Below are 23196 nucleotides of genomic sequence, written 5' to 3'. Positions count from 1 at the left end.
CAATGTCAGCGATATGCTGGCAGAGCGTGGGATTTCCGTTCATCGCTCTACCATTTACCGTTGGTTTATTGAATATGCCCCCATACTTCGTCAGAAATTGAAACGATATCAATTTACGCATGCCGACTCCTCATGGCAACTCGATGAAACCTATATCAAAGTCAACGGAAAATGGTTTTATCTCTATCGCGCCATCAATAAGCTCGGTACTACATTAGATTTTTACTTTTCGCCTAAACGAAACAAAAATGCTGCCTATCAATTCCTTAAACGGGTGTTAAAACCCTATCCGGTTGAAAGACAGCCGAAAATACTCAATACCGATAAACATTCGTCATACGGTTACGCTATTACTCGTTTGATGAAAGAAGGAAAGCTACGGGATGATGCGAAGCAGCGGCAAGTCAAATACCTGAATAATCGTATCGAGTCTGACCATGCACCCATCAAAAAATTGGTAAAAGCGGCCGGGGGGTTCAAACGGCCAAATCGAGCGTGGTCAACGCTTCAGGGATTTGAAACATTGCGACGACTGAATAAAGGTCAATTTGATATTTGGCTACGCCGTGACGAACCTGAATGTCTAGTGCGGGAAAGATCCGCCTTTATGAATCGGCTCTTTAACATTGAGACGGTTTTAGCCTAATTATTTCCCCCATCAATGAGTATAATCACCGACTCTCATTATTTGCAACAAGCCCGTTTAAGTGTCCTCCTACAGGCACCGTCAATGTGAGGATGAATACTCTACCGGTTCCAATACTACTGTGTGGTGATCCAGGGCACTGTTGATAACCCTTGCGTGCAGAGAATACGCCGACATCACCTGAATAAAGGTCATTGTGTCACCGATAATGCGAAACGGTACGGGATGCAGGTGACGACCATCGGCGGTAAAGGCGGCATTAAGCGTGGATTTTTCGACGTAAAAGCCATTATTCTGAGACGGTGTGAGTACAGTTCCTGATTTCCATTCTCGACTGTCCATCACATAATTGTCCCAGCCTTGATCTCTCAGTGTCTCAGTGGCGTAGGTGAGTCGAAATAGGTCTGATTGCTCGGCCAGATTGCCACTACAGGAACGCCATAAATATTCCAGATGCTGGCGTAGTTTGCCTACTGCAGCGTGTTTGCGGCCCCGTTCCAGTAACCAGGTAATGTCGATAGCGACACTTTTTGGAAACCGCTTTTGCTTTTGTGCGGTAGCCAGCCAGCGGATAAGAAACAGATTATCTGCGTAGTGCGTTCTCGCCATGCCATCCTGATGGGCTATGCCAAGCGCCACCAACGCACAAAAGGCCAGGTGGCTTAACGCTAAAGTGGTGTTTTCCGGTGAGTCCGGTTCAATGTTATCTAACAACGTCTTCCCTGCCCGTCATTTGGATGATTAATGGCGGATTTGTGCCAGGTCGTCAGCGGTCAGACCGGTCATTTTCATTACCGAGTCGCGATCGATACCGTTCGCCAGCATAGTGCGTGCGACTTCCAGTTTACCTTCAAGCACGCCTTCCTGACGTCCTTTGGCTTCACCTAGCTGGATACCTTCCATCCGGCCTTCCTGGCGACCCTTTTCGATCCCTTTTTGTTCTAGTTTTTGTGCAATCGTCATCAATACCTCCTCGTGCTGTGGTGAGCGGCGGGCCAGCTCCCTAATAAAGTTTTCCGGTGCCGCCGTGTCGCCAACCTGCAACATGTAATTCATCAGCGATGTCAGCTGCTCATTATTAGTGTAACCGGCAAGCAGCAACGTGACCAGTTGTTCCAGTAGCTCGGCAAGGTCACGCTGACGAACGTGCTTTTGTAGCAGTTCCAGAATGGCCATGCGCCGGTGTGTCATGATTTCGTCATCAGAAATGACGGTCACATCAACCAACGGAAAATCATTGCTGTAGAGTTGTCCCGCCAGTTCCGGCTCACTGAATTCTTGCAGCCAGTTCATCGGGTAAGGATAAGGTGTCACCTGGCCATGATAGAATAAAATCGGGATAACCAGAGGCAGTTTGTCGTTACCAGCATCGAGGTGTCGCTGCATGGCGGCGATAGCATATCGCATCAGCCGAAAGCCCATATGCCTGTCTGGCGAACTTTGGTGCTCGATCAGTGCGTAGATGTAGCCGTCACCCTGCCCCGCTTTAAGGGAATACAGTACGTCCGAGTAATAGGCACGCAGATCTTCTTCGATAAACGAACCGGACTCCAGTCGCAGGGTGTTCAGGTCGCACGCCTGGCGTAATGCTGGCGGTAGGTGTACATCCAGAAAGTCGCGAGCGGTTTCTGGGTGTGTCAAAAACTGTTTAAAAAGCGCGTCGTGCGGTGTAGGTGTCGTTTTCATTGGCCAATAGTAGCATAGTCATTGATAACACGGATTTTAGCGCCTGAGCGTGAAGAATACTGCGGTTAATTCCAGATTTTCCCTGTTTCCTGATGCACAACTTCTAACTCGATATAACAATAGCGCATCTCAGCTGCATAGGCGGCATCCTGGTTTAGTTCATCAACCAGCTCATCCAGCTCTTGTTCGGTTTCATAGGGAACCCGGAGAATATAGTCGTTGCCTTTTGGGTCGGGCTTTTCCATATCAAAGCTCCAGTGCCATTCGTTCTCGATATCCGTTCTGACCTTGGATTTACCTCTGACGTATTTGGTATTATTTTCAACGCGTAGCTCGATGAGTAGCGTTGCTATTTTTCTGGCTGAACGCTCGCCAGGCAAAATATCGTCGGGGTTCTGAAGCCGGTAGGTTTTCAGTATCCGGTAGACACTCGCTTTGCCGATATTCAGTTGTTTGGCCACCGAGTCGCGGGTAAAACCGGCACGAACCAGCTCGATGACGTCAGCGGATTTTGCGCGAGCGGTGGGTTTTCTTCCTTTATACTTACCCTGTTGTTTTGCCTGGGCAATACCTTCCCGTTGCCGTTCCTGTCGTAGATTAGTTTCGAATTCAGCAAAAACGCCCAGCATATCCAGAAAGGCTTTGCCGGATGCTGACGCGGTATCGATGGCCTGTTCTGTCGCCCTGAGTTTGATATTTTGCTGTTCAAGGTCATACACCAGATTCTGGAGGTCGCGAAGGCTTCTTGATAAGCGATCAATGCGTGTGACCACCAACGTATCGCCCTCACGCAGGTAGTCCAGACATTCGTCAAATGCCTGGCGCCCTTCTTTCTTTGTCCCGCTAACTTTTTCCGAGAAAATTTTGCGGCAACCCGCAGCGGTCAAAACTTCAACCTGGTGAGTCAAATCCTGATCAGTAGTTGAAACTCGCGCATAACCGACAAGTGCCATCTCATTTCATCTCAATAGGTACTAGATTAAGTGATTCTCTGGTATCAAAAGTGATAAATCAATTTATATGAGAGTGTTTTTTGTGGAGCACCACTCACTATCACTAGGGTATAGGCTAAAGCGATATGTGCTCATTTTCAAAAAAACAGGTCAATCTAACAATCACTTCTGATCTCTAAATCGTCACTTGTTAACTAAATAATGAAATGTACATCTTTTTGTTTTCAGAAATGAAAATATTGTACGTTTTATTTTTTTGTGTACACTGAAATCAGTCTCACATATTAATGATGTGCAAGGAATCCATCTCTAGGGGAATAATGATGAAACGTGATTACGGTAGTGTTGGCACTATTGCTCTGAGGGCTAGTGCTTTACTTAAGGCCATGAGTCGGGACATTGAAGAACAACGGAAAGAGTTCAATCTTACCGAGTATCATCAGACCTATACGCGTAATGCTGTGGCGAAACTTCCTAAATTAAGCCGTCGTATCGTCGAGCAGGCTATCAAAGAGATGGAGGAAAGTGGTTACCACTTCAATAAAAAACAGGTAGGAAATGTTGAGCAGTACGCATTGACTATTAAGAACGTCATCGATATTTATGACCATCGTAAGATCCCGAAATATCGTGATATTCACAAAGAGCCATACGTGATCTTTGTCGTGAATCTAAAAGGAGGGGTATCAAAAACTGTTAGCACGGTAACGTTGGCGCATGGTTTGCGTGTACATCAGGATTTACTACGTCACGATCTGCGTATTCTTGTTATTGATCTTGACCCACAAGCCTCTAGTACAATGTTTTTGGATCATACTCATAGCATCGGTTCTATACTCGAAACAGCAGCTCAGGCAATGCTGAACGATCTCGATGCAGAACAACTTCGTACAACGGTTATCCGCCCGACAATTGTTCCGGGGGTTGATGTTATCCCTGCGTCAATTGATGATGGTTTTGTTGCGAGTCAGTGGGCTGCTTTGGTGGCTGAGCACTTACCAGGGGTTTCTCCGTCTGAGGTATTACGTAAGAAAATAATTGATCGTGTGGCGAATGATTATGACTTCATTTTCATTGATACTGGGCCACACCTTGACCCGTTTTTACTCAATGGTTTAGCTGCCAGTGATTTGCTATTAACCCCTACCCCTCCAGCTCAAGTCGACTTTCATTCGACTCTTAAATATCTAACACGTTTGCCAGAAATGCTGGAACAGTTAGAAGATGAAGGCATTGAGCCACGATTAAGCGCCAGTATCGGTTTTATGTCCAAAATGACGAATAAACGTGATCATGAAACGTCGCACAGTTTGGCGCGTGAGGTGTATGCCAGCAACATACTAGACTCATCATTGCCACGATTGGATGGCTTTGAGCGTTGTGGTGAGTCATTTGACACTATAATTAGTGCCAATCCTATGTCCTATCCAGGCAGCGTAGAGGCGCTTAAGAGGGCTCGTACTGAGGCTGAGCGTTTCACTAAAGCTGTTTTTGACCGGATTGAATACATTAGAGGGACGGTAGCATGAAAAATATCGTGTCTCGAGGCCGAGTTCTTGGGAATAGTAGTTCTGAATTTGCACGTATGCTCGAAGGTGGTGAGAGTTCCAAGACCTTCACTCTCAAATCTGGTAAACAGGCTAAATTTGTCCATACCATTGTGCTAAGTGGTGAGATTGAATCACGGACGTTTGTTGACTCCACTGTTAATGGGCGTGACCAGACTATGCTCACGGCCGAGTCAGTGAGTGATATTTCTCGCACGATAAATCTTCAGCAGTTTTTTCCTGCCATTGGTCGGGAGGTTAATGGACTAATTGAAATTCTGGATGGTACCCGCCGCCGAGCCGCCTGCATTTTTAATCAGGTGAAGTACGAGATCCTTGTAACGAAGGATGAGATCGACCTTGCCGACGCCCAACAACTTGCAAAAGATATTCAGACGGCTAGAGAACATAGCCTTCGCGAACTTGGGAAGCGATTTAAAGTCATGTACGACAAAGGCATGACAAAAGAAGAAATTGCGAAGGTGGAGAATATTTCCACAGCAAAAGTTACTCGTGCATTTCAGGCTGCTTCTGTACCAGATGAAATGATTTCTGTTTTTCCAATAATCAATGATATCTCATTGTCGGACTATCAGTTTTTGTTGCATATAGTAGAAGACGCAAATAAAAAAAGAGTTTCAGTTGAAGAACTAATGGTGAACGTCCGTCGATGTATTCACGAAGATCCTGATAATCCTGTAACTGATAAAGCTAAAATATTGTCAATCTTCCGAGCTGAGAGCAAAGAGCTTAAGGATGCACCTCTTAAATCGGTTGAAACCGAAAAGCTACGAGATTTTTCTGATCGCAACCAGTTTGCGAGGAAGAAAACTGATACTAAGAAACGGCTGGTTGTATATGAGTTTTCTCGTATGCCTGCTGAAGTACAGTTAGAAATTGATGAAGCAATCAAGCGTATTGTTGAGAGAATGTCTTATCAAGGGTAGTCAGGGATAAACAATAGGGTGTCAAATGGCATCCTTTTTTTTTAACTAAATTCACCACGGTTTTTCAATGCTTACATTTATGAATTATATGATTTTTTTCTTATTCTTTCATAGTGAAATCACCATTATTCCCACTATTTCTCCGCACCAGTAAGCCTCTTATCCCTTCTCATGTTTTCTTCTCTGAATATGTTCGCTGCGGAGCCTCTTTGTCCTGATTGATGGCAGAAATGCCGGGTGCGTTTGGGCGTCCGGGCGGGCTTGTCATACTGCGCACAGAGCCAGCAATCTTGCCCAGATTTGGGTATCTGCTCATTGTGTTTCAGGTTCTTTCCAATTCTCTTGTCATTTATCATTTTTTTTTACCTCTTTATCATTCCCATGTAATGACGGACTGGCCAAAGAATATTACTTACGTGCATCAGATGGCCCCCAAAAGGCTCCCCGCCCGTAAACGGTCGGTTCGTCGCCTGCACTTCAGCGGTCCCGCGCCGGTGGCGCAGTCCTGCTTCCGCAGAGCCACACAAGCGTGTCTCTGTCCTGTCGGATAACAAGCGATCCTTAACGTCAACATCACGCTTGCAGCGGCCAGGGCCGCACCGCTTCCCACTAATGACGCCCCGTCGTTCCGCCGTGTCGGGTGTGTTCATGCTCGCCTGACACTCAGTGGACTATCCCCCGGTAAGCCCTTTCGCGGAGGGCTGTTCGTAGCACCCACACCAGGATAAATACAAGGGTAAATGGCACGCCGCAAGCGTCGCCCTTGTATTTCCCCGTTGTCGTTGCTACTTCGCCCTTTGCCGCGACTGAACTCACCGAGAGATAGGATTAACCACTGAGAGGGGTAAAAGAGCATGAACACACAGAACATCAACGTCAAAACCGCCACGCCAAAATCTTCCGAAAGATATGGGAAAAACACAAATATCCTTCTTCAACTCATTGAGATGGAATCAAAACTTCAAGTTTTACGTTCTCTTGCGGCTGTTGGGTGCAGGGATGAAGAGGATTTTGAAGCGTCATTTAGTTGTGCTGACAGACTCGCGTGGTTGTATGCATGCAATCTTATTAAAACCTCGGTGGCCTACGAAATTGCTGAGTCTATAGAAACCTTGGGACGAGCGATTGAACCGGCTCCTTGGGAATGGTATTTCCGCAATTTTTCACACTAAAAAAAACTTCAACGTAAGGAGATACATCATGGCAGAACGTGGCGTAAACAAAGTCATTTTAGTCGGGAACTTGGGGCAAGATCCCGAAGTTCGTTACATGCCAAATGGGGGCGCAGTTGCCAGCATCACAGTGGCAACGTCCGAAGCATGGCGCGACAAACTCTCTGGCGAACAAAAAGAAAAAACAGAGTGGCACCGTGTTGTGTTGTTCGGAAAGTTGGCCGAAGTGGCGGGAGAGTACCTGCGCAAAGGCTCCAAAGTTTACATCGAGGGCCAGTTGCAAACCCGTAAATGGCAGGACACGAACGGCATCGACCGCTATACCACCGAAGTTGTGGTGAAAGCGAACGGCACCATGCAGATGCTAGGGGGGAGCAACCAAGTCCAGCGCCAGTCAGGCAATGAAGCGGCTCAGGCGGGACAACAGCAAACGCCAGCCACACCAGCAAAAAGCGCATCAACGAAAGGCAAAAGCAAGGGAGCCAAAGGTAGTGCAGTACCGCAATCCAATCCGCCATCACAGCAGCAAGGTGGCGAATTTCCACCGATGGATTTCGACGATTCGATACCGTTCTAGAATTGGCCCGCCCTGTGTTTGCAGGGCATTACTGACAGGAAACATGACCAATGAACAGCCAAGAAAACAATAGCCTGCCGCTTCCTGATGATGGATTCACACGGAAACAGGCCGAAGCAATAGCTGCGTTCTATAGCAACGTTGCCATAGAAGACGATCAGGGTACGCATTTTCGCCTTGTGGTGCGTGAGAGCAGCGGTTGCCTGATTTGGCGCGCATGGAATTTTGAACCTAACTCAAGATAATTACTGAACAAATACATTCAGCAATACGGTGTGAAAAAGCAGTAACAGGTGCCGGACGGTAGGACGTCCGGCAGACAAAAATCAAAACCAAGAGGTATTAACCATGTCAGTTACAGAGTCTAAAGCAAAATTAGTTAAGAAATCCACCCGTAAAGCGTCAACGGTCGCAAAAGACGTACAGGCATTGGCCGCTGAGGGAAAAACACCGGCACAAATTGGTGACTTGCTGGGCTATAGCTCCCGCCATGTCCAACGTGGTCTAAAACTCGCCAGTCTGGCCCCCGCGTTGTTAGAGGCACTGGCAAAAGACGAAATTACCCTCGAAAAGTGCCAAATTCTGGTACTGGAAGACAGTCAGGAACGACAGGCGCAGGTATGGGAACAGGCACAACAAGTATTCGGTAGATCACCACAGAATTACCAGCTGCGGAATTTGATAACCGAGCAGGAAGTGAGCATTAAAAATAACAAGAAGTTTGCTTTTGTCGGGAGTGGCGAACTGGCGGCGGCAGGTGCTGTTATTCGTACCGACTTATTCAGTGATGAAAATGAGGGCTGGATTGACCGTGCCTTACTTGACCGTCTGACACTTGAAAAGCTGGAAGCTATCGCGGTAACCATTCAGGAATGTGAGGGGTGGTCATGGTGTGCTTACCAGATAGATCCAATTGGTCGCTGGGGTGAAGACTTACGCAAATACAATATTATGCCAGAGCCTGCACCGGTCTATACCGAATCGGAGCAATCCCATATCGATACGTTGACAGCGGCTCTGGAAGACACTGAAACCTACGATGATGAAAATGATATTCAGCAACAAATTGAAGATTTTGAATCTGCTGTTTCAATTCGGGGATGGACGTCAGATCAGAAAGCGCAAAGCGGGGTGGTGGTGTCATTTGATGGCGGTGATTTGACGTTTCAACGCGGGGTGATACTGCGTGGAGATATCGCTCAGACTGAGACACCGCAAAACAACCTTGCACAAATCTCACCGACACCTAAAGGGCTATCAGCGACATTGATCACCAGTTTGTCATCAGAGCGGACATTAGCGGTCATGGCGGCACTGGTACAAAATCCGACTGTGGCATTGGCGCTACACACTCACTCAATGGCACTTAAAGTGTTCTTTGGTCAGTATGCCAGTTCCGTTTTAAAAACCAGTATGGACATCAAGCGGCACACATTACTGAGTAACGCACCGGCCTCGGAAGAGGGGGAAGCGAATCGTGTGCTGGAAAATCTGCATAACCAATGGGAGGCCCGTTTACCCGAAAACTGGCAACTGGATTTTTCGTGGTTGCTGACATGGGATCAAGCCGAGGTGATAGCACTGCTGACCTACTGTGTCGGTCTGTCATTGGATGCCGTGCGGTGTCATGCAGGAATGGACGGCAAAGTGGGCGGTGAGCTGGTATCCGTCGAGAACGCGCTGGAGTTCGATTTACGTCAGTGGTGGCAACCGACCAAGGAAAACTACTTTGGGCGTATCAGCAAAGAACAAATGAGCGAGGCATTAACCTCCATCGAGAAAGAAGCGCAAGCGGCCTCCGTCCTCAAAATGAAAAAGGGTGATGCAGCCCATTTGGCGGCGGTTGAGATAGCGCAAACCCGTTGGGTACCGGAATGTCTGCTCCCGATGGATGAAACCGTTTCTCTCTCTTCCACTGATGAATCAGCCGCTGCCTAATCGGAGATGTCGCCCGAAAGGGCGGCATAACACCATGACCCAAGAAGAAAAATTCACATTATTGAAGCTGCAAGCCTTTACCTCCAACGATTTTGAGCAGTACCGCGAGCGGGGCGAGGGTTTTCGGCAAACATTGTCCAGTGCGGTGATAGCCTGCTTGTCATTGCCTGAAGTTTGGGGTGTTGATTGCGAGTTTCGACAAGAGTGGGGCGGGGAATATCCGGTTCATTTACGTCTGAATTGCAAGATGGCCCCGACAATACTCATCGAGATAGTCAGTCCAAGCCATGAATCCCCTTACTGGTATGGGCGGCTGTGGTTTGAGGGCGGCGAGTCAATAGCGTGGTTCTACAGTGATGATCGCTTTGAACCTGATGCTATCAGAGGAATGCTGGATATTCTGGCTGAATATATTCATGCCGGTTATGGAAAAGTCCATAATCCGGACGATTGCGCAGGGTAAGGGGGCGGTTGAACCCATGATGAACACCGTGCCGGAGATATTTTTAACTGGATTGACGGAAGGACAGAAAACCGCGACATCAATGGTTTTGGAGAGTCGGGATCAGTTTCTGGCCATACAAGGTTTTGCGGGGACAGGTAAAACCACGCAATTTAAAGCGATTATGGCTGCTATCAGTAGTTTACCGGAAGCACAGCAGCCGAAGGTCATTGGCCTTGCGCCAACACATCGGGCCGTACATGAAATGCAAGAGGCCGGTGTACGTTCACAAACGCTCGCTGCCTTTATCAGTGAGGAACGTCAAAAAGGACTAGCCGGAGAAAAGTCTGATTACAGTAAGACGCTGTTCCTGCTCGATGAGCAATCGATGGTCGGTAACAGAGATATGGCCGAAATTTACCAGATGATAAGCCATGGCGAAGGTAGGGCTATCAGCAGTGGTGACACCGCGCAGTTGAAAGCGATTGATCCGGGCCAGCCGTTCAAGTTGATGCAACAACGCAGTGCTATCGATACGGCCGTAATGAAAGATATTGTGCGTCAGACGCCGGCGCTAAAACCGGCGATTTATAGCATGATAGAAGGGAATGCGCGGGAAGCTCTGGCTCGGGTTGAACTGGTGACACCGGCGCAAATCCCCCGTATTCAGGATAGCTGGCAACCTGACGCGTCTGTGATGGAATTCAAGGAAGCGCGTGAGGATAATGCCGTTGAGGGTGTTCGCGTGTTGGCTGATGGTGGAAATGTGGCAACACCCGATGTCCCCGCCAATGTCATCGAGGCCGTCAGCCGTGACTTTGCGGGACGGACGGCGGAGGCCAGAAACGAAACACTGGTTGTGGCACATCTTAACGCCGACCGTCATGCCATCAATAGTCAAATTCATGCGCAGTTATACGAAGCTGGTGCGCTAGGGGAAATGCAAGCGGCCATCACCGTACTGGAACCCGTCCGCACGTTACACAATGAATTGCGAACTGCCAAAGGGTTCTCTACCCATATTGGTGAAGTTGCCATGATGAATAACACTTATTTCACTGTTGGGCGTGTTGATACGGAGGCGGGGGTTGTGGAGCTGAAGGATAGGGAGGGAAATCGCGAGCTGATATCCAATTTCCAGAACAGCACACAGGATATTTCACTCTATAAACCCCGCAATATTGCCATCAGTCCGGGCGATAAGATGCGCTTTACGCGCAGCGATAATGAAAGAGGCTATGTGGCCAACAGTGTGTGGAAAGTCAGTTATATCGGTAGTGATGGCACGATCACATTGAACGATGGCTCACAGGATAAACGCATTGAGCCAGGCAGTGCTCTTGAAGACCAACATGTTGATCTGGCGTATGCCGTTACCGCTTATGGGGCGCAGGGGGCGAGTTCTCGATATGTTATCGCGTTGGAAGGTATTGAGGGTGCCCGTAAGCGCATGGCGACACAGGAAGGTGGATACGTGACGCTGTCACGCGCAAAAGAGCATATTCAGGTGTATACCGACAATCGGGAGGGATGGCTGAACGCGCTCAGTCAACAGGTGAGCCAACACACTGCCCATGACCTGCTGCACCACACTGATGATAAAGCCGCGCAGGTCGCAGAACGCTTGCTGGCGACCGCAACTCCACTTCAGGACACGGCATTAGGCCGAAAGCTGTTACAGACCAGCGGACTGGAGGGGGAATCAATGGCCCACTTTATTGCCCCAGGGAAGAAGTATCCGTCACCTCACATTGCCTTGCCGGTGTGGGACAGTCATGGCAATCGCGCCGGAGTGTATCTTGATGAAGTTCGGTTCCAGAACGAAGGGCGTGGTGCCTGGTTGAGTCACGAGCCCCGAATAATGGGGAGTGATGATGCCCGTTTTGCCGGTCTTCAGGTCAGTAAAAACGGTGAGACACATGTTGCGGCCACTATTCAAACAGGATTGCAGTTGGCACACGATAACCCGGACAGTGGGGTGCTCATCCGTCTTGCGGGTGAGGGACTTCCCAGCAATATCAATCGTATCACCGGCAATATCATTGTTCCCGAAGACGACACGACACGTCAGGCTCAAACGCCAACTGAAGAACCCCTACCCTTTATTCCTGATGAAGCGGAGAAGCGAGTGGCTGAGCTGGATAAGCAGGCCCGCGAAGTCATACCGCTGTCACCTGAAAAAGAGAAAGAACAGCAGCTTATCGAAAAGGTTGCTGAGTTACAGGCAACCACCTCCGAAGATATATTGAAATCGTTTAACACCGAGAGTCTGCGTAAAGAGGATTTGACGCTAGATAAAGCGATTCAGGATGTTGCCCGGACAGAGATGCCACATGAACGTCTGCAACAACTGGAGCGCGATATCGTGAAACAGAAGACGTTTGGCGAATAAGCCAAAATACTAATCCGCTTCCTCGTTTGAGGTGTTCGGTGCTCGTCTTCGACTGCGCTCCGCCTCATCTCAACCTCCGGTACGGTGATGGTCAGCCCTTTTCTCCGCCAAAAAGGATTTTTTCTGATGTCATTGAGCCGAATAAAGATGGAAAATTGCCCGAATTGTTTGATCAATCCAGCGATCTTAATGCAATATCTGGATCTTCGATTGTTCGTGATGTATTCTCCGAAAAGCGATTTTTCTTTTCTGAGCGGCATCAAATGCTTGTTTCGGGAAAATGGCAGATAATGTTACGTATTGATATTACTGCAAGTGAATTCATTAGGATGGGGCGTATCCGTTAAAACGCCCAGGGAAAAGGTGACCGATTGAGGAAGCCTTGAATGCAAAAACCCCCCGAAATCCTGACGAACTTGGCGGAACGAAGGATATCAGGGGGTCACAAAGCAGGCGCTGGCCTGTGAAGGATTATAACGCATGTTAGTACGAGATCAATATGATTCTGCCATAAGCGCAGGATCAGGTGCTTGAGCAGACAAACAATCAGGTAAACCCTGACTTTATTCCCCGTTCCCGACGTGGCGAAGCAAACAGCCTTCGTAAGGGGCAGTCCAAAATACACCGGCGTTATGCGCCAAATCTATCCTGTAGCGTTCCTCGCGGAATGGCCGCTAAAGTGGTTGCACGTCTTAGTAGCCACAACTGGCACCGCAACCATGAGCTGATAGAGTTGCGGCGTCAGGGCTATGTGCCTTATACCAAACGCAATGACCCCTATTTTATACCGCAACCTATGCGCATTTCTGCCCGTTCAGAGAGCTGTGAAGCGTTAACGGCACTGTCAATGGCACTGGCTGCCAATTGCGATTACAACCCAGATAGTGACTACCCGTTTGAAATCATGGCTCCGTTTGAACAAATTGCGGCCTCGATGGGGATGTTGCATGTTTATGATAACGGCCGCAAAGCTTACGACAGTCCTTTGCATGCGTTATCTGTGCAAGAACAACTGGGCTACGTGATAGCGCTTCACGGTAAAGATACTGACAGTGGCCAGAATAAGCCGCTGCGGTTATGGCTGACTGAAAAGTTCTTCATTTCCAGAGGCATTGCCGTTGAAGAGATCCGTCATTGGCTTGGCCAGTTCAAAACATGGGCGATAAAAAACGGTTTAACTGAAAGCTTGCGCAAGAAATATGAACGGCACCTACTGCGTGTTGAGCGTATTGGTATTGATCTGAATGACAAACCCTCCTTACGGAATCGTTTAAAACAAATCAAACGGTGGGTTGTTAGCCCTGATTTGGCAAAAGAGAAGCAGGAGAAAGTGGCTCTTTTGGAAGGTCGCCTGACTGAAATCAACAGTGAGAATACCCAGCGTCTCGATCTTATTCTCGATGAGACACAGCAAAAGATACGCAGTCTGGCCAAGGCGAAGCATAAACGCCAAAATCCGTATTATCAGGCGTATGTCAAATGGTCAACCAGTGGTGCAGTCATGACGCATGAAGTCGTTATGCAAGAACAGGCGTTGCAGAAAGAACAGCCTGGACTTAAACACAGTGACCCCGGAGCCTATTACCGACAGTTGCTTGAGCGTGCCGGCATAGTTTAGCCCCAATAGTCCCCCCTTTCGAACTCTACCGTGCCTGGCGCGGTTTTTGTGTTGGTGAACTCGGACAAAATGAGCGTTATTTAGCCACCCGGTCACGCCCCATTCTGCATTATTCCCCCGAATTCATGAGTGATATTGGCGTGATGCCGAGAGTGCTGAATATTTGTACCATTAACTTCGAATTTATGTAGTTAGCTTCGTAAGCTGTTTGATTAATATAATTAATTTCGAACATTATTCCTGAACAAAATAAGCCTCTCAAAAAAGGAGTACTTTTCGAGCGGCTAAAGCCTGCTCTCTAAAGTAGCTCCCCTCGCTTTGCTCAGGGCAAATAACAGTTCGACAATGGGGAATAAATAACAATAAAAGGTAGCTCCCGGCTAAAGCCGGACAAGGAACTGAGCAATTGCAAACCTAAGCGGTCGTCACGCTATGCGTGCCAATCGCCAAGGCCCCGGAAATCATGCTCAGCGCGTCGCTATGCGCCGCACTGACCACTCACCGGGGTTCTTTGCAGTGTGACCACAAAATTGTTTGTAAGCCTGTATGGCTCACCAGGACAGGGGGGGTATCATGATCTCTTATGATCCGCACCGGCGCTGCCGGGCTTCAGCGGTTTTACATCGGAAAACATGTGACGACTGTGTGCCGCTTTCTATGCACTGCGTGCATCAGGTTTTGCCATGATTAATGGTATACTCTGAACAGAAACAAGATGTTAACAATGTAATTCCTGGAGGATGTGATGACCGGTGAACGCAAGATATTGACGCTAAAACGCAAGTCCCCACCTGAGCATCAGGAAAAAATCAGCGAAACGCCGGTTCCTTTATCGCGTAAGAAAAAAATGGCCACAGAACCGGTGGTCGAAACGACACTTCAACTCAAAACCGCGAAAAATGAAACGCCAGAGCTTCGCGTCAGAGAACCCAAACCCATCAAGCCACCGAGACCAAAGCGCACACTATCGTATGATGAAGCGCTCAGTATCATGCAACGTTATTGGCCTGGCCTTTTTGATGGCCAGCAGCCTCGATTGATGAAGATTAATATAAGGGAAGATTTGTATCACGATATTGAACAACGGGAATTACCGTTCTCACGTAAAGTGTTGCGGCGCTGTTTGAAATCCATCACTCGATCAGCGGATTATTTGTCACAAATCCAGAAGGATACTCCCCGATATAACCTTAAAGGTATCGTTGACGGCCATGTGAATGAGCTGGAATATCAGTTTGCGATAGAAAAGCTGAAGACAGCGACTACATCTAACAACCCATTGAGTCACAACACCTAAAGGGCTCCGTTTCCCAAACGGAGCCCTAATACGACAGAGCCCTTAGGTTTGGTGACGTAATTGACGGGCTTACTGTGTTGGTGAAGATGAATTTGAAAGGAAAGATAAGAAATGTTAAACTGAAGAGCCCGGTCAGCAGTGACTTTTTGCTTATCCTGTCTGACCGGAACATTTTTCCCTGGTGTTGGCTGAATTAGCTACCTGACCGATAGGTCAGGTTTTTTTTATCATTCGCCTAACGAGTGTTATTATAAGTTGTGTCTCTTGATTCGTAAGCTGTTTTTAAGTCTCATGAATACCTATACTTAAGTTCAGGTTCTATCGCTAAAAGGGAAATTAGACTGCAACGGAGCTTGTATGTTTTCTGTCTTCAATGAAAATCAGACCATAACGGAAACGCTCCGTGAGTATATAGACAGAAAACTGTCCTCATTTGGGCAGCTGGAATACTCTTATATGGTCGTTAGCAAAAAAAATCCTTCAGATGTGCTTATTATTTCCACTTATCCTGATGAATGGGTAGAGCTCTACCGTACTAACAACTTTCAACTCACTGACCCGGTGATATTGAGCGCGTTCAGGCGTACATCTCCCTTTTCATGGGACGAAAACATTACCCTTATGTCTGATCTGAAGTTCACCAAAATCTTTTCCCTCGCTAAACATTACAATATCGCCAATGGCTTCACTTTTGTGTTACATGACCATATGAATAACCTAGCGTTGTTGTCGGTCATTATTGCCAGCAACGGACAAGGGGACTTGGAAGCGCGGCTCTCGTCTGAACGCGGGGAAATACAGATATTGCTGATAGATATTAATGAGCAGATGTATCGTCTTGCCGGTGCTAGCTCATCCGGTAGGCAAAGACATAATGTTGATACGGTAAAACCCATTTTCACCCTGCGGGAAAACGAAGTGCTGTATTGGTCCAGTATGGGAAAAACTTATGGGGAGATTGCCGCCATAGCGGGTATTTCCGTGAGTACGGTGAAGTTTCATATGGGCAATATTGTCTCCAAACTGTGCGTCAACAACGCCCGCCAGGCAATCCGGCTGGGCGTTGAGCTAGGACTTATTACACCGGCAGCGACAGCGGCCAGGTAATAACTGAGGCCGCGGGGTAGCCGAGCTCGCTGATGAGCCCTGATGCCATCTGATCCCGCTCCTCCACTGCAGTTGGCAAAAACACCAGATAGATACGCTCCCGCTCACTGAGGAAGGCCTCTTTAAGCGTCCTTATCTGCCATCCTGAACGTTTCAGGATAGTCAGCATCGGCCGGCTTACAATGGTGTGAATGCCGTCGCGTTCGTTGTGACGAGCCCAGTTGATCATGGCAAGAAACAGGATCTGACTTACCGGATAGCGTCTGCCAAGTAGTTGCTGTGCACTGTCTTTGTCGACAAAGAAACGGCTTGATTCTATACCGCCGAGAGGAAGCGGGACTGTGTCAAAACAGGCCCGAAATGTGTGAGTTATCATGTTGGGTTGTTCAAGGCCAGTAAAGCGCACACTGCAGACCAGCTGGCCATTGTACAGGCCAAGAATATAGCGCGTTTCAGGATTATCGAATTCATCAAACTCCATATCGGCATTGCACACCACGTTCCATCCCAGCCGGTCACTGAAAGTTTTTTTTCTCAGCCGATAAAGTTCATTCGAGTGCGTTACCTTCAGCTCATCATAGCTAACGTCAAACAGTTCAAGCACTCCATCGAAAGTCTGTGTTTCCATTCCTTTTTTATTCATTGTTTGCTGAACCTCGGATCCTCTAATTGTTTGTCTTGATGTTTTAAATTCACAAGCCACACTTACTATGCTGTTTGAAGCCCTGCGGTGCGGAAGTGTGTCCGTTAAGGTAACAACCCTCTGATTTAATTAAAATCGTAATTTTTAAGTATACCATAATGGTTATTCGACGCTGCTAGCGTTATGGGCTTGTTGCAAAAAATGGCGTTGTCATGAAAACTGAGGCTATTCATCCCTTCTTCAGTGAACCCACATGACCCCTAGCGATTTCAAATGGAAACATTTTGCACCCGAGATCATCCTGTGGTGCTTACGTTGGTACGGTTCAACCCCGATGAGTTATGCCAATGTCAGCGATATGCTGGCAGAGCGTGGGATTTCCGTTCATCGCTCTACCATTTACCGTTGGTTTATTGAATATGCACCCATACTTCGTCAGAAATTGAAACGATATCAATTTGTGCATGCCGACTCCTCATGACAACTCTATGAAACCTATATCAAAGTCAACGGAAAATGGTTTTATCTCTATCGCGCCATCAATAAGCACGGTACTACATTAGATTTTTACTTTTCGCTTAAACGAAATAAAAATGCTGCCTATCAATTCCTTAAACGGGTGTTAAAGCCCTATCCTGTTGAAAGACAGCCGAAAATACTCAATACCGATAAACATTCTTCATACGGTTACGCTATTACTCGTTTGATGAAAGAAGGAAAGCTACGGGATGATGCAAAGCAGTGGCAAGTCAAATACCTGAATAATCGTATCGAGTCTGACCATGCACCCATCAAAAAATTGGTAAAAGCGGCCGGGGGGTTCAAACGGCCAAATCGAGCGTGGTCAACGCTTCAGGGATTTGAAACATTGCGACGACTGAATAAAGGTCAATTTGATATTTGGCTACGCCGTGACGAACCTGAATGTCTAGTGCGGGAAAGATCCGCCTTTATGAATCGGCTCTTTAACATTGAGACGGTTTTAGCCTAATTATTCCACCCATCAATCAGTAAAATCACCGACTCTCATTATTTGCAACAAGCCTGTTCAGGGACGTTTGGAGTTAGCTTACTGACGAACTCTCTTCAGGAGTGGCAAGCCCCGCATCACAGGCAAAATATTCGTTGCTATTTGGGTTCAGACTCCCCAATAAAACCGATATTGCACAGCTCACCGATTGGTTAACTGAATTTACCGAAGGCGATTGTCTCACTGACAAACTGGCGTTCTCCGGCCGCTTTCAGAAAATGGCCAAGATTTTCAGCAGACACCAGGCTTGCGATAGTTTGCTGCAGCTGAAGAATATAAATGTCCTGCTGTTCGGCAGAAGCCTGCTTATCAATGTCCATCCGCAACGCCGGGTGCTCTGACAGCAGAGGAAGCAAAGATTTGATGAAATCGATCCCGTTACGCCGCCTGAACGCAAAAGAGATGTGCAGTGAATGGGAGTCACTCGGCTCTGGTGCATGCCAGTGGCCACGCGGCAAATACAAAAAGTCATTACTTTTTAGGATCAGGCTCTCTGCGGGCGGACCTTCAGGAGGTGACATACGACTTTTATTCTCTGTGACAGGGAACAGAAAGTCAGGTGTCCAGAGATCCCATTTTTTTCTGCCGCTGAGCTGAAAGATCAGGGTGTCACTGTCATCCCAGTGCGTGGTAAATCCTTTCGTGCCACCGGTGCTGAAAAAGACTGTTGCGCCGGTTTTTTCCTGAAATTCAGTGGCTATGGCCTCAGCAATGTGTCGCACTTTGCTGGATAAGTCTTCGACAAAATCCAGTACCAAGGTAGCCCCGTCCCTCAATTCCTTCATGACGCGGTCTGGGATCAATTTCATGACAGGTTCACCCAGCGCTGAATGCGACCGCGCATTATATTCCACCGGGTTTAAGGGTTTTCCGACACGGACAAGACGGCAACGGGGAAACGACAGACGCCGGGTGTTGATAATGTCCTGTAACCCGTCCAGAGTTAGAATGGTGCCAGCCACCTCCTTGGGCATTCTGCCGTGGTAGACGGTATTTCGCGAAAAACATCCCAGAAATGCCTTGTACTGGTCCGGGCCAAGCAGGGAGGCCAGAGTGAGCGTCATTTGTGTATTATCCATATTATCCTCTTTCACTGAACGCCTCCGGGTAGGTTTTTTCGTAGTAGCCTTTCATTTCGGTCTCTTCGAGGGACAGGGCCTTTTTCAGATGCCATGACCAGAGGAGAACTGGCGCCACCAGGATCACGGCGATCCCCGAAAATACGGCGAAGGGAGTGACGCCAAGCCAGTGAATGTACCAGCCGGCAATGACCACACCGAAAGGGTTAGCCAGACTTGAGAGAAACGCCGCCATTGCACTCATTCGTGTCCGGTAATGTCCAGGTGTGGCAGTCGATCGTAGAGTGCTGAGGTTGACATTGATAAAGATGAACGCCAGACCACTAAAGAAGGCCAGGGCAATGGAAACATAGATGTTAGGTGCCATCACAATTCCGATGACACTCCCGCCTAGCAGTACAAACCCAGAGACTACATTCCAGAAGCGTCCAACCAGTTCCCTAATAGCCGTGTTCAGATACAGGCTGCCCGCCAACAGTCCGAGGGCAAATGAAAACTCAAATGCACCAAGATAAGACGCCGGCAGTTGTAGTTCAGTACTTATCCAGAATGGTACCGTCACCGAAAAGAAGGGGAACATGGTAAAATTGATGACCGAGGAAATTAAGGCGATATGAAACTCTGATTTCACACGGTAAATGGCAGTAAACCCCCCTTTCGTTTTGCTGAACCAGCTTTCACCACTGAGCGCCAAGGATGCAGGCACGGGTTTTTTCGCGAGCACAATAAAGGCCAGGCATGAGAGTCCCTGCAGCACGGCGGCGACATACAGCGCCACACCTACAGAAAACAATGAGATGAGTGAGGCGGCCAGTACCGGTCCGGACAACATAATCACTGAATTGATGGCTGAACGACTGGAAATCGCCCGGGATATTTCCCCCTCTCCGACCAGATCGGGTATCAATCCCATGATAGTGGGTTCTCTGACCGAGACCACGGCACTCATGACAATTAGACCTGTGGTCACGGCAACGATGTGAAAGTGACCAGCTGTATTGGCGAGGCAAAACAGAATAATCATTGTCAGAACAGCGAGCTGGCAGAAAACGATGAATTTTATCCGGTGAAACTGATCGCCAAAAGAGGCCAGGAAAGGCTTCAGATAAACCTCTGCGGCAACCGAAAATGCGATCAGGGATGAAAATGCGACCGCCGAATTCGTTTCCTTTAAACACCACCAAGCCAGGGCTAGGCGGAACACATGGCCAGAAAACAGGCTGAAGGTAGTGCCGGTTTGTAACAGGAAAAATCCGGGGCCGAGCCGCATGAACACATCAATTTTCATGGCGAGTATCAAACTCCTGCAGTTGATTCCGTTCGTGCGGAGTCAGTCCCATTACGCCACCTTTGAGGCTAAATACGCGACTGAAACCTTGATCCTGAAGAAAAAGGATCGCCCGCTGACTGCGGCTGCCGGATTTGCAGTAACACACGATTGGAAGCGTCTGCGGCAATTCTTCAAGACGTTCAGGTAGCTCTCTTAAAGGGATATGTACGCCACCGATGGAAACCGATACACGTTCAGCCTGTTCTCTAACATCCAGCAAGATCAGTGACGGAACACTGGATTTCATACGAATAAGGTGCGAGAAACTGATATTTTCCAGAGTCTCTGTCTGCGCGGCTAATTCATTGACCTGTATGGAACTGCGCGGCTTCAGACGAAGCAGGGAGGAACGATTGCTGAGGGCATCGTAAGTCATGACCCGATCGCAGAGCACATCCCCCATACCTGTTACAATCTTGAGAACCTCTCCGGCCTGCATTGTGCCGAGCATCCCCGGCAATACACCCAGGACGCCTGCCTCACTGCAGTTTTCACGAAATTCAGCCGGTGGTGGTGCCGGAAACAAATCCCGGTAGCTCAGGGAAGTGCCGGTTGTTCCCCTGTAGTGAAAAACCGCCAATTGTCCCTCAAACTGAAAAATGGACGCATACACCAGCGGTTTCTGCAGTTCATCACAGATATCATTAAGCAGATATTTGGCCTCAAAATTATCGGTACAGTCCACAACGATATCGTATTGGCTGAGGAGCCCCTTGGCATTGACGGCATTGACCCGTTCCTGGTTGACCTCAATGTCGATAAAGGGGTTCAGGGCAGACAGGCGCTTAGCGGCGAGAATGGCTTTACTTTCACCAATGTTCTGGTGACTGAACAGAACCTGCCGTGGAAGATTACTGGCACTGATCACGCCATGATCAGCAATGCCTATGTGTCCGATACCCGCCCCAGCAAGATAAAGCAGACAGGGTGCGCCAAGGCCACCGCTGCCTATCACCAGAACGCGGGCGGCTTTCAGCTTTAACTGCGTTTTTTCATCAAAACCCGGCAACGAAAAGTGCCGCAGATAATACTCCTGCTCACTAACGGACAAGTGACTCATCTTAGCCTCCGGCCACAGCAACAATAATCTGGATCCGTGAATGGGGAAGCACCGGCATGCGTAAGTCGTCGGCCATTTCTTCATTCACAAAGATATTCACAAAATTACGCAGCGTCCGGTCCTGATTATAAATCTGTGCCTTCAGCATAGGGTGAGACTGCACTAGATCGTCGAGTGCCTGCTCAATGGTGGTTGCCTCACTGATAAAGTCACCTGTCAGGTTGGTGTAGTTCATCAGCTGTCTTGGCAGTGTTAATTTAACCATAACGTATCTTTTCTCCCATCACTTGGACGATATCTTTTCCTGTCGGCTTTAACTCACGCATAACCATGAGTTGTTCCATGCATCCGGAGTAATACATCTTCAGCCATGCAAAACGCTCTTCCTCCTCCGGCGATAATTTCACGATGGTGTTCTTTTTTTGATAATAGACCAGCGTGCAGGCAGCAAAGTGAGACGCAAAAATGACGGCACTGTTGCAAAAATCTGGTGATGATAAGCTAAAGCGTCATTTCGGCTGAAGGAGAGCGTATGACCCCATTCAAAGGTCGGCATTTTCAGAGTGAAATCATCCTCTGGGCTGTTAGCTGGTATTGTAAATACGGCATCAGCTATCGCGAACTCCAGGAAATGCTGGCTGAACGGGGCATCAATGTTGACCACACCACGATTTATCGTTGGGTTTAGCGCTATGCACCTGAAATGGAAAAGCGCCTGCGATGGTACTGGCGTCATCCGACCGACCTGCGTCCCTGGCATCTGGATGAAACCTACGTCAAAATCGGTGGCAAATGGGCTTATCTGTACCGGGCCGTAGACAGCCACGGTAGAACGATTGATTTTTATCTTTCGTCTCGGCGTAATACTCAAGCGGCTTATCGATTTTTGAAGAAGATGTTGGGTCACTTACGGGATTGGGAACAGCCACGACACATTATTACAGATAAAGCACCCACCTATGGCAGAGCGCTCGCGTTATTGAAACAGGAAGGTAAATGCCCGCCAGACGTGGTGCACAGTCAGGTGAAATACCTCAACAACGTGATTGAATGTGATCATGGTAAGCTGAAGCGGATAATCAATCCGATGTTAGGCTTCAAATCCATGAAAACGGCTTATGCCACGATCAAGGGTATAGAAGTGATGCGTGCGTTGCGTAAAGGTCAGGCTGAACCTTGGTATTATGGTCATCCTCAGGGCGAAGTGCGTCTGGTGAACTACGTTTTCAGCCTCTAAGGTTTTTTAGCCTAAGGGAGCGTTGACCCTAACGGGCTATTTGCAACAGTGCCTCCTGCGTGGCGTGAGTTTTTTAAAGCACGGATGACGGTGTTGATGCCGATTTTCAGCACTCTGGCGGAATCTCGGACACCGGAGCCGTTGAAAGCCATCTCAATAATTTGCTCTTTCACCCCAGGTTTAAGGACTTCATAGGTGTAGGTGAACTTAAATACTCGATGGCAATCACGACAGATAAACCTGTCAGAACCTCTCGGGTTCTGGCCATGCCGATAAACCAGAGCAGGTTGCAACGGGGACAATGAAGATTAACGCTGGCCATAAGCAAACCTAAAAAAAACGCATTATACATCAGATTCAACTAATTGGAGGCACACCCCGTATTCTCTCCGTTAATGCAACAGAGCCCTTTTTTATATTCTCCAACAATATCTTCGGTATTAGTATTGCAAAAATTGGAGTGACCATAGACTCCTAACCATCAACCTTACATTT

At 48.0% G+C, this 23196-nt stretch carries 21 protein-coding genes and 4 pseudogenes; 15 read left to right on the top strand and 10 right to left on the bottom strand.

Going from position 1 to position 23196, the window contains the following annotated elements:
- Positions 1-646, top strand: a 646-nt coding sequence (locus V2A85_RS11720; RefSeq protein WP_420071499.1) for an IS6 family transposase, incomplete at its 5' end; no start/stop codon positions are given.
- Between the two features lie 81 nt (positions 647-727).
- On the opposite strand, the gene V2A85_RS11715 is transcribed toward V2A85_RS11720, so the two are convergent.
- The 3 genes and pseudogenes from V2A85_RS11715 to V2A85_RS11705 all read right to left on the bottom strand — a co-directional run.
- On the bottom strand, positions 728-1360 hold the full coding sequence (locus V2A85_RS11715; RefSeq protein ID WP_420071498.1) for a DUF2913 family protein: 633 nt from the start codon (positions 1358-1360) through the stop codon (positions 728-730).
- A 27-nt stretch (positions 1361-1387) separates the two neighbouring features.
- A complete protein-coding gene (locus V2A85_RS11710; protein WP_420071497.1) occupies positions 1388-2332 on the bottom strand; it encodes an Rpn family recombination-promoting nuclease/putative transposase in 945 nt (314 codons plus the stop codon).
- A gap of 404 nt (positions 2333-2736) precedes the next feature.
- Positions 2737-3285, bottom strand: a pseudogene (locus V2A85_RS11705) (recombinase family protein); the annotation flags it as partial.
- A gap of 323 nt (positions 3286-3608) precedes the next feature.
- On the opposite strand from V2A85_RS11705, the gene V2A85_RS11700 reads away from it, so the two are divergent.
- The 12 genes from V2A85_RS11700 to V2A85_RS11645 all read left to right on the top strand — a co-directional run bounded on the left by V2A85_RS11700 (position 3609) and on the right by V2A85_RS11645 (position 16322).
- Positions 3609-4814 (top strand): AAA family ATPase, encoded by a 1206-nt coding sequence (locus tag V2A85_RS11700; RefSeq protein ID WP_420071501.1) that lies wholly within the window; start codon positions 3609-3611, stop codon positions 4812-4814.
- Positions 4811-5779 (top strand): ParB family protein, encoded by a 969-nt coding sequence (locus tag V2A85_RS11695; protein ID WP_420071496.1) that lies wholly within the window; start codon positions 4811-4813, stop codon positions 5777-5779. The genes V2A85_RS11700 and V2A85_RS11695 overlap by 4 nt, the downstream gene beginning before the upstream one ends.
- 854 nt (positions 5780-6633) lie before the next feature.
- Positions 6634-6951, top strand: coding sequence for a hypothetical protein (locus tag V2A85_RS11690; protein ID WP_420071495.1), 318 nt, complete (start codon positions 6634-6636; stop codon positions 6949-6951).
- A 28-nt stretch (positions 6952-6979) separates the two neighbouring features.
- On the top strand, positions 6980-7528 hold the full coding sequence (locus V2A85_RS11685) for a single-stranded DNA-binding protein (RefSeq protein WP_420071494.1): 549 nt from the start codon (positions 6980-6982) through the stop codon (positions 7526-7528).
- A gap of 50 nt (positions 7529-7578) precedes the next feature.
- On the top strand, positions 7579-7773 hold the full coding sequence (locus V2A85_RS11680; RefSeq protein WP_420071493.1) for a DUF905 family protein: 195 nt from the start codon (positions 7579-7581) through the stop codon (positions 7771-7773).
- A 103-nt stretch (positions 7774-7876) separates the two neighbouring features.
- Positions 7877-9466, top strand: coding sequence for a ParC (locus V2A85_RS11675; protein ID WP_420071492.1), 1590 nt, complete (start codon positions 7877-7879; stop codon positions 9464-9466).
- Between the two features lie 34 nt (positions 9467-9500).
- Positions 9501-9929, top strand: a complete 429-nt coding sequence (locus tag V2A85_RS11670; RefSeq protein ID WP_420071491.1) for a conjugation system SOS inhibitor PsiB family protein — start codon at positions 9501-9503, stop codon at positions 9927-9929.
- Positions 9930-9945: 16 nt separating this feature from the next.
- Positions 9946-12300 carry a conjugative transfer relaxase/helicase TraI domain-containing protein gene (locus tag V2A85_RS11665; RefSeq protein WP_420071490.1) on the top strand — a complete coding sequence of 785 codons (2355 nt, stop codon included), beginning with the start codon at positions 9946-9948 and terminating at the stop codon, positions 12298-12300.
- A 38-nt stretch (positions 12301-12338) separates the two neighbouring features.
- Positions 12339-12647: a hypothetical protein gene (locus tag V2A85_RS11660; protein WP_420071489.1), complete on the top strand. Its 309-nt coding sequence runs from the start codon at positions 12339-12341 to the stop codon at positions 12645-12647.
- 179 nt (positions 12648-12826) lie between these two features.
- Complete coding sequence (locus V2A85_RS11655; protein WP_420071488.1) at positions 12827-13918, top strand: Replication protein; 1092 nt, start codon at positions 12827-12829, stop codon at positions 13916-13918.
- A 745-nt stretch (positions 13919-14663) separates the two neighbouring features.
- Positions 14664-15215: a ProQ/FINO family protein gene (locus tag V2A85_RS11650; RefSeq protein ID WP_420071487.1), complete on the top strand. Its 552-nt coding sequence runs from the start codon at positions 14664-14666 to the stop codon at positions 15213-15215.
- A 357-nt stretch (positions 15216-15572) separates the two neighbouring features.
- Positions 15573-16322 (top strand): helix-turn-helix transcriptional regulator, encoded by a 750-nt coding sequence (locus tag V2A85_RS11645; RefSeq protein WP_420071486.1) that lies wholly within the window; start codon positions 15573-15575, stop codon positions 16320-16322.
- On the opposite strand, the gene V2A85_RS11640 is transcribed toward V2A85_RS11645, so the two are convergent.
- Entirely contained in the window at positions 16294-16926 is a 633-nt protein-coding gene (locus tag V2A85_RS11640) for an acyl-homoserine-lactone synthase (protein ID WP_420071500.1), read from the bottom strand. The genes V2A85_RS11645 and V2A85_RS11640 overlap by 29 nt on opposite strands.
- Positions 16927-17218: 292 nt before the next feature.
- Here V2A85_RS11640 and V2A85_RS11635 point away from each other — a divergent pair.
- Positions 17219-17956 (top strand): annotated as a pseudogene (locus V2A85_RS11635) (IS6 family transposase).
- Positions 17957-18147: 191 nt separating this feature from the next.
- On the opposite strand, the gene V2A85_RS11630 reads toward V2A85_RS11635, so the two are convergent.
- From V2A85_RS11630 to V2A85_RS11610, 5 genes are all read right to left on the bottom strand, one after another.
- Entirely contained in the window at positions 18148-18780 is a 633-nt protein-coding gene (locus V2A85_RS11630) for a JmjC domain-containing protein (RefSeq protein WP_374057644.1), read from the bottom strand.
- 295 nt (positions 18781-19075) lie between these two features.
- The gene (locus tag V2A85_RS11625; protein WP_420071485.1) at positions 19076-20362 is read right to left on the bottom strand and encodes an MFS transporter; all 1287 of its coding nucleotides are present in this window, start codon (positions 20360-20362) and stop codon (positions 19076-19078) included.
- Positions 20352-21464 (bottom strand): ThiF family adenylyltransferase, encoded by a 1113-nt coding sequence (locus V2A85_RS11620; protein WP_420071484.1) that lies wholly within the window; start codon positions 21462-21464, stop codon positions 20352-20354. Before V2A85_RS11620 ends, V2A85_RS11625 begins: the two co-directional genes overlap by 11 nt.
- 1 nt (position 21465) lies before the next feature.
- The gene (locus V2A85_RS11615) at positions 21466-21729 is read right to left on the bottom strand and encodes a MoaD/ThiS family protein (protein ID WP_025381771.1); all 264 of its coding nucleotides are present in this window, start codon (positions 21727-21729) and stop codon (positions 21466-21468) included.
- The gene (locus tag V2A85_RS11610; RefSeq protein WP_420071483.1) at positions 21722-21871 is read right to left on the bottom strand and encodes a hypothetical protein; all 150 of its coding nucleotides are present in this window, start codon (positions 21869-21871) and stop codon (positions 21722-21724) included. Before V2A85_RS11610 ends, V2A85_RS11615 begins: the two co-directional genes overlap by 8 nt.
- Positions 21872-21996: 125 nt before the next feature.
- Here V2A85_RS11610 and V2A85_RS11605 point away from each other — a divergent pair.
- Positions 21997-22701, top strand: a pseudogene (locus V2A85_RS11605) (IS6 family transposase).
- A gap of 65 nt (positions 22702-22766) precedes the next feature.
- Here the strand turns inward: V2A85_RS11605 and V2A85_RS11600 are convergent.
- Positions 22767-23023: pseudogene (locus V2A85_RS11600) on the bottom strand (IS1-like element transposase); the annotation flags it as partial.
- Positions 23024-23196: the final 173 nt, after the last annotated feature.

It is taken from the genome of Yersinia sp. 1252 StPb PI (assembly GCF_048593885.1).
In the GTDB taxonomy this organism is placed as follows: Bacteria; Pseudomonadota; Gammaproteobacteria; order Enterobacterales; family Enterobacteriaceae; genus Yersinia; species Yersinia enterocolitica_E.
The sequence above is the reverse complement of the archived record's forward strand: the minus strand, read 5'-3'. Positions and strand labels throughout refer to the sequence as shown.

Coding starts and splice junctions, on each gene's coding strand:
- V2A85_RS11650 (WP_420071487.1), top strand. CDS start 14,664: ATGACCGGTGAACGCAAGATATTGACGCTAAAACGCAAGTCCCCACCT.
- V2A85_RS11615 (WP_025381771.1), bottom strand. CDS start 21,729: ATGGTTAAATTAACACTGCCAAGACAGCTGATGAACTACACCAACCTG.
- V2A85_RS11700 (WP_420071501.1), top strand. CDS start 3,609: ATGAAACGTGATTACGGTAGTGTTGGCACTATTGCTCTGAGGGCTAGT.
- V2A85_RS11695 (WP_420071496.1), top strand. CDS start 4,811: ATGAAAAATATCGTGTCTCGAGGCCGAGTTCTTGGGAATAGTAGTTCT.
- V2A85_RS11680 (WP_420071493.1), top strand. CDS start 7,579: ATGAACAGCCAAGAAAACAATAGCCTGCCGCTTCCTGATGATGGATTC.
- V2A85_RS11685 (WP_420071494.1), top strand. CDS start 6,980: ATGGCAGAACGTGGCGTAAACAAAGTCATTTTAGTCGGGAACTTGGGG.
- V2A85_RS11690 (WP_420071495.1), top strand. CDS start 6,634: ATGAACACACAGAACATCAACGTCAAAACCGCCACGCCAAAATCTTCC.
- V2A85_RS11630 (WP_374057644.1), bottom strand. CDS start 18,780: ATGAAGGAATTGAGGGACGGGGCTACCTTGGTACTGGATTTTGTCGAA.
- V2A85_RS11670 (WP_420071491.1), top strand. CDS start 9,501: ATGACCCAAGAAGAAAAATTCACATTATTGAAGCTGCAAGCCTTTACC.
- V2A85_RS11620 (WP_420071484.1), bottom strand. CDS start 21,464: ATGAGTCACTTGTCCGTTAGTGAGCAGGAGTATTATCTGCGGCACTTT.
- V2A85_RS11625 (WP_420071485.1), bottom strand. CDS start 20,362: ATGAAAATTGATGTGTTCATGCGGCTCGGCCCCGGATTTTTCCTGTTA.
- V2A85_RS11665 (WP_420071490.1), top strand. CDS start 9,946: ATGATGAACACCGTGCCGGAGATATTTTTAACTGGATTGACGGAAGGA.
- V2A85_RS11710 (WP_420071497.1), bottom strand. CDS start 2,332: ATGAAAACGACACCTACACCGCACGACGCGCTTTTTAAACAGTTTTTG.
- V2A85_RS11645 (WP_420071486.1), top strand. CDS start 15,573: ATGTTTTCTGTCTTCAATGAAAATCAGACCATAACGGAAACGCTCCGT.
- V2A85_RS11675 (WP_420071492.1), top strand. CDS start 7,877: ATGTCAGTTACAGAGTCTAAAGCAAAATTAGTTAAGAAATCCACCCGT.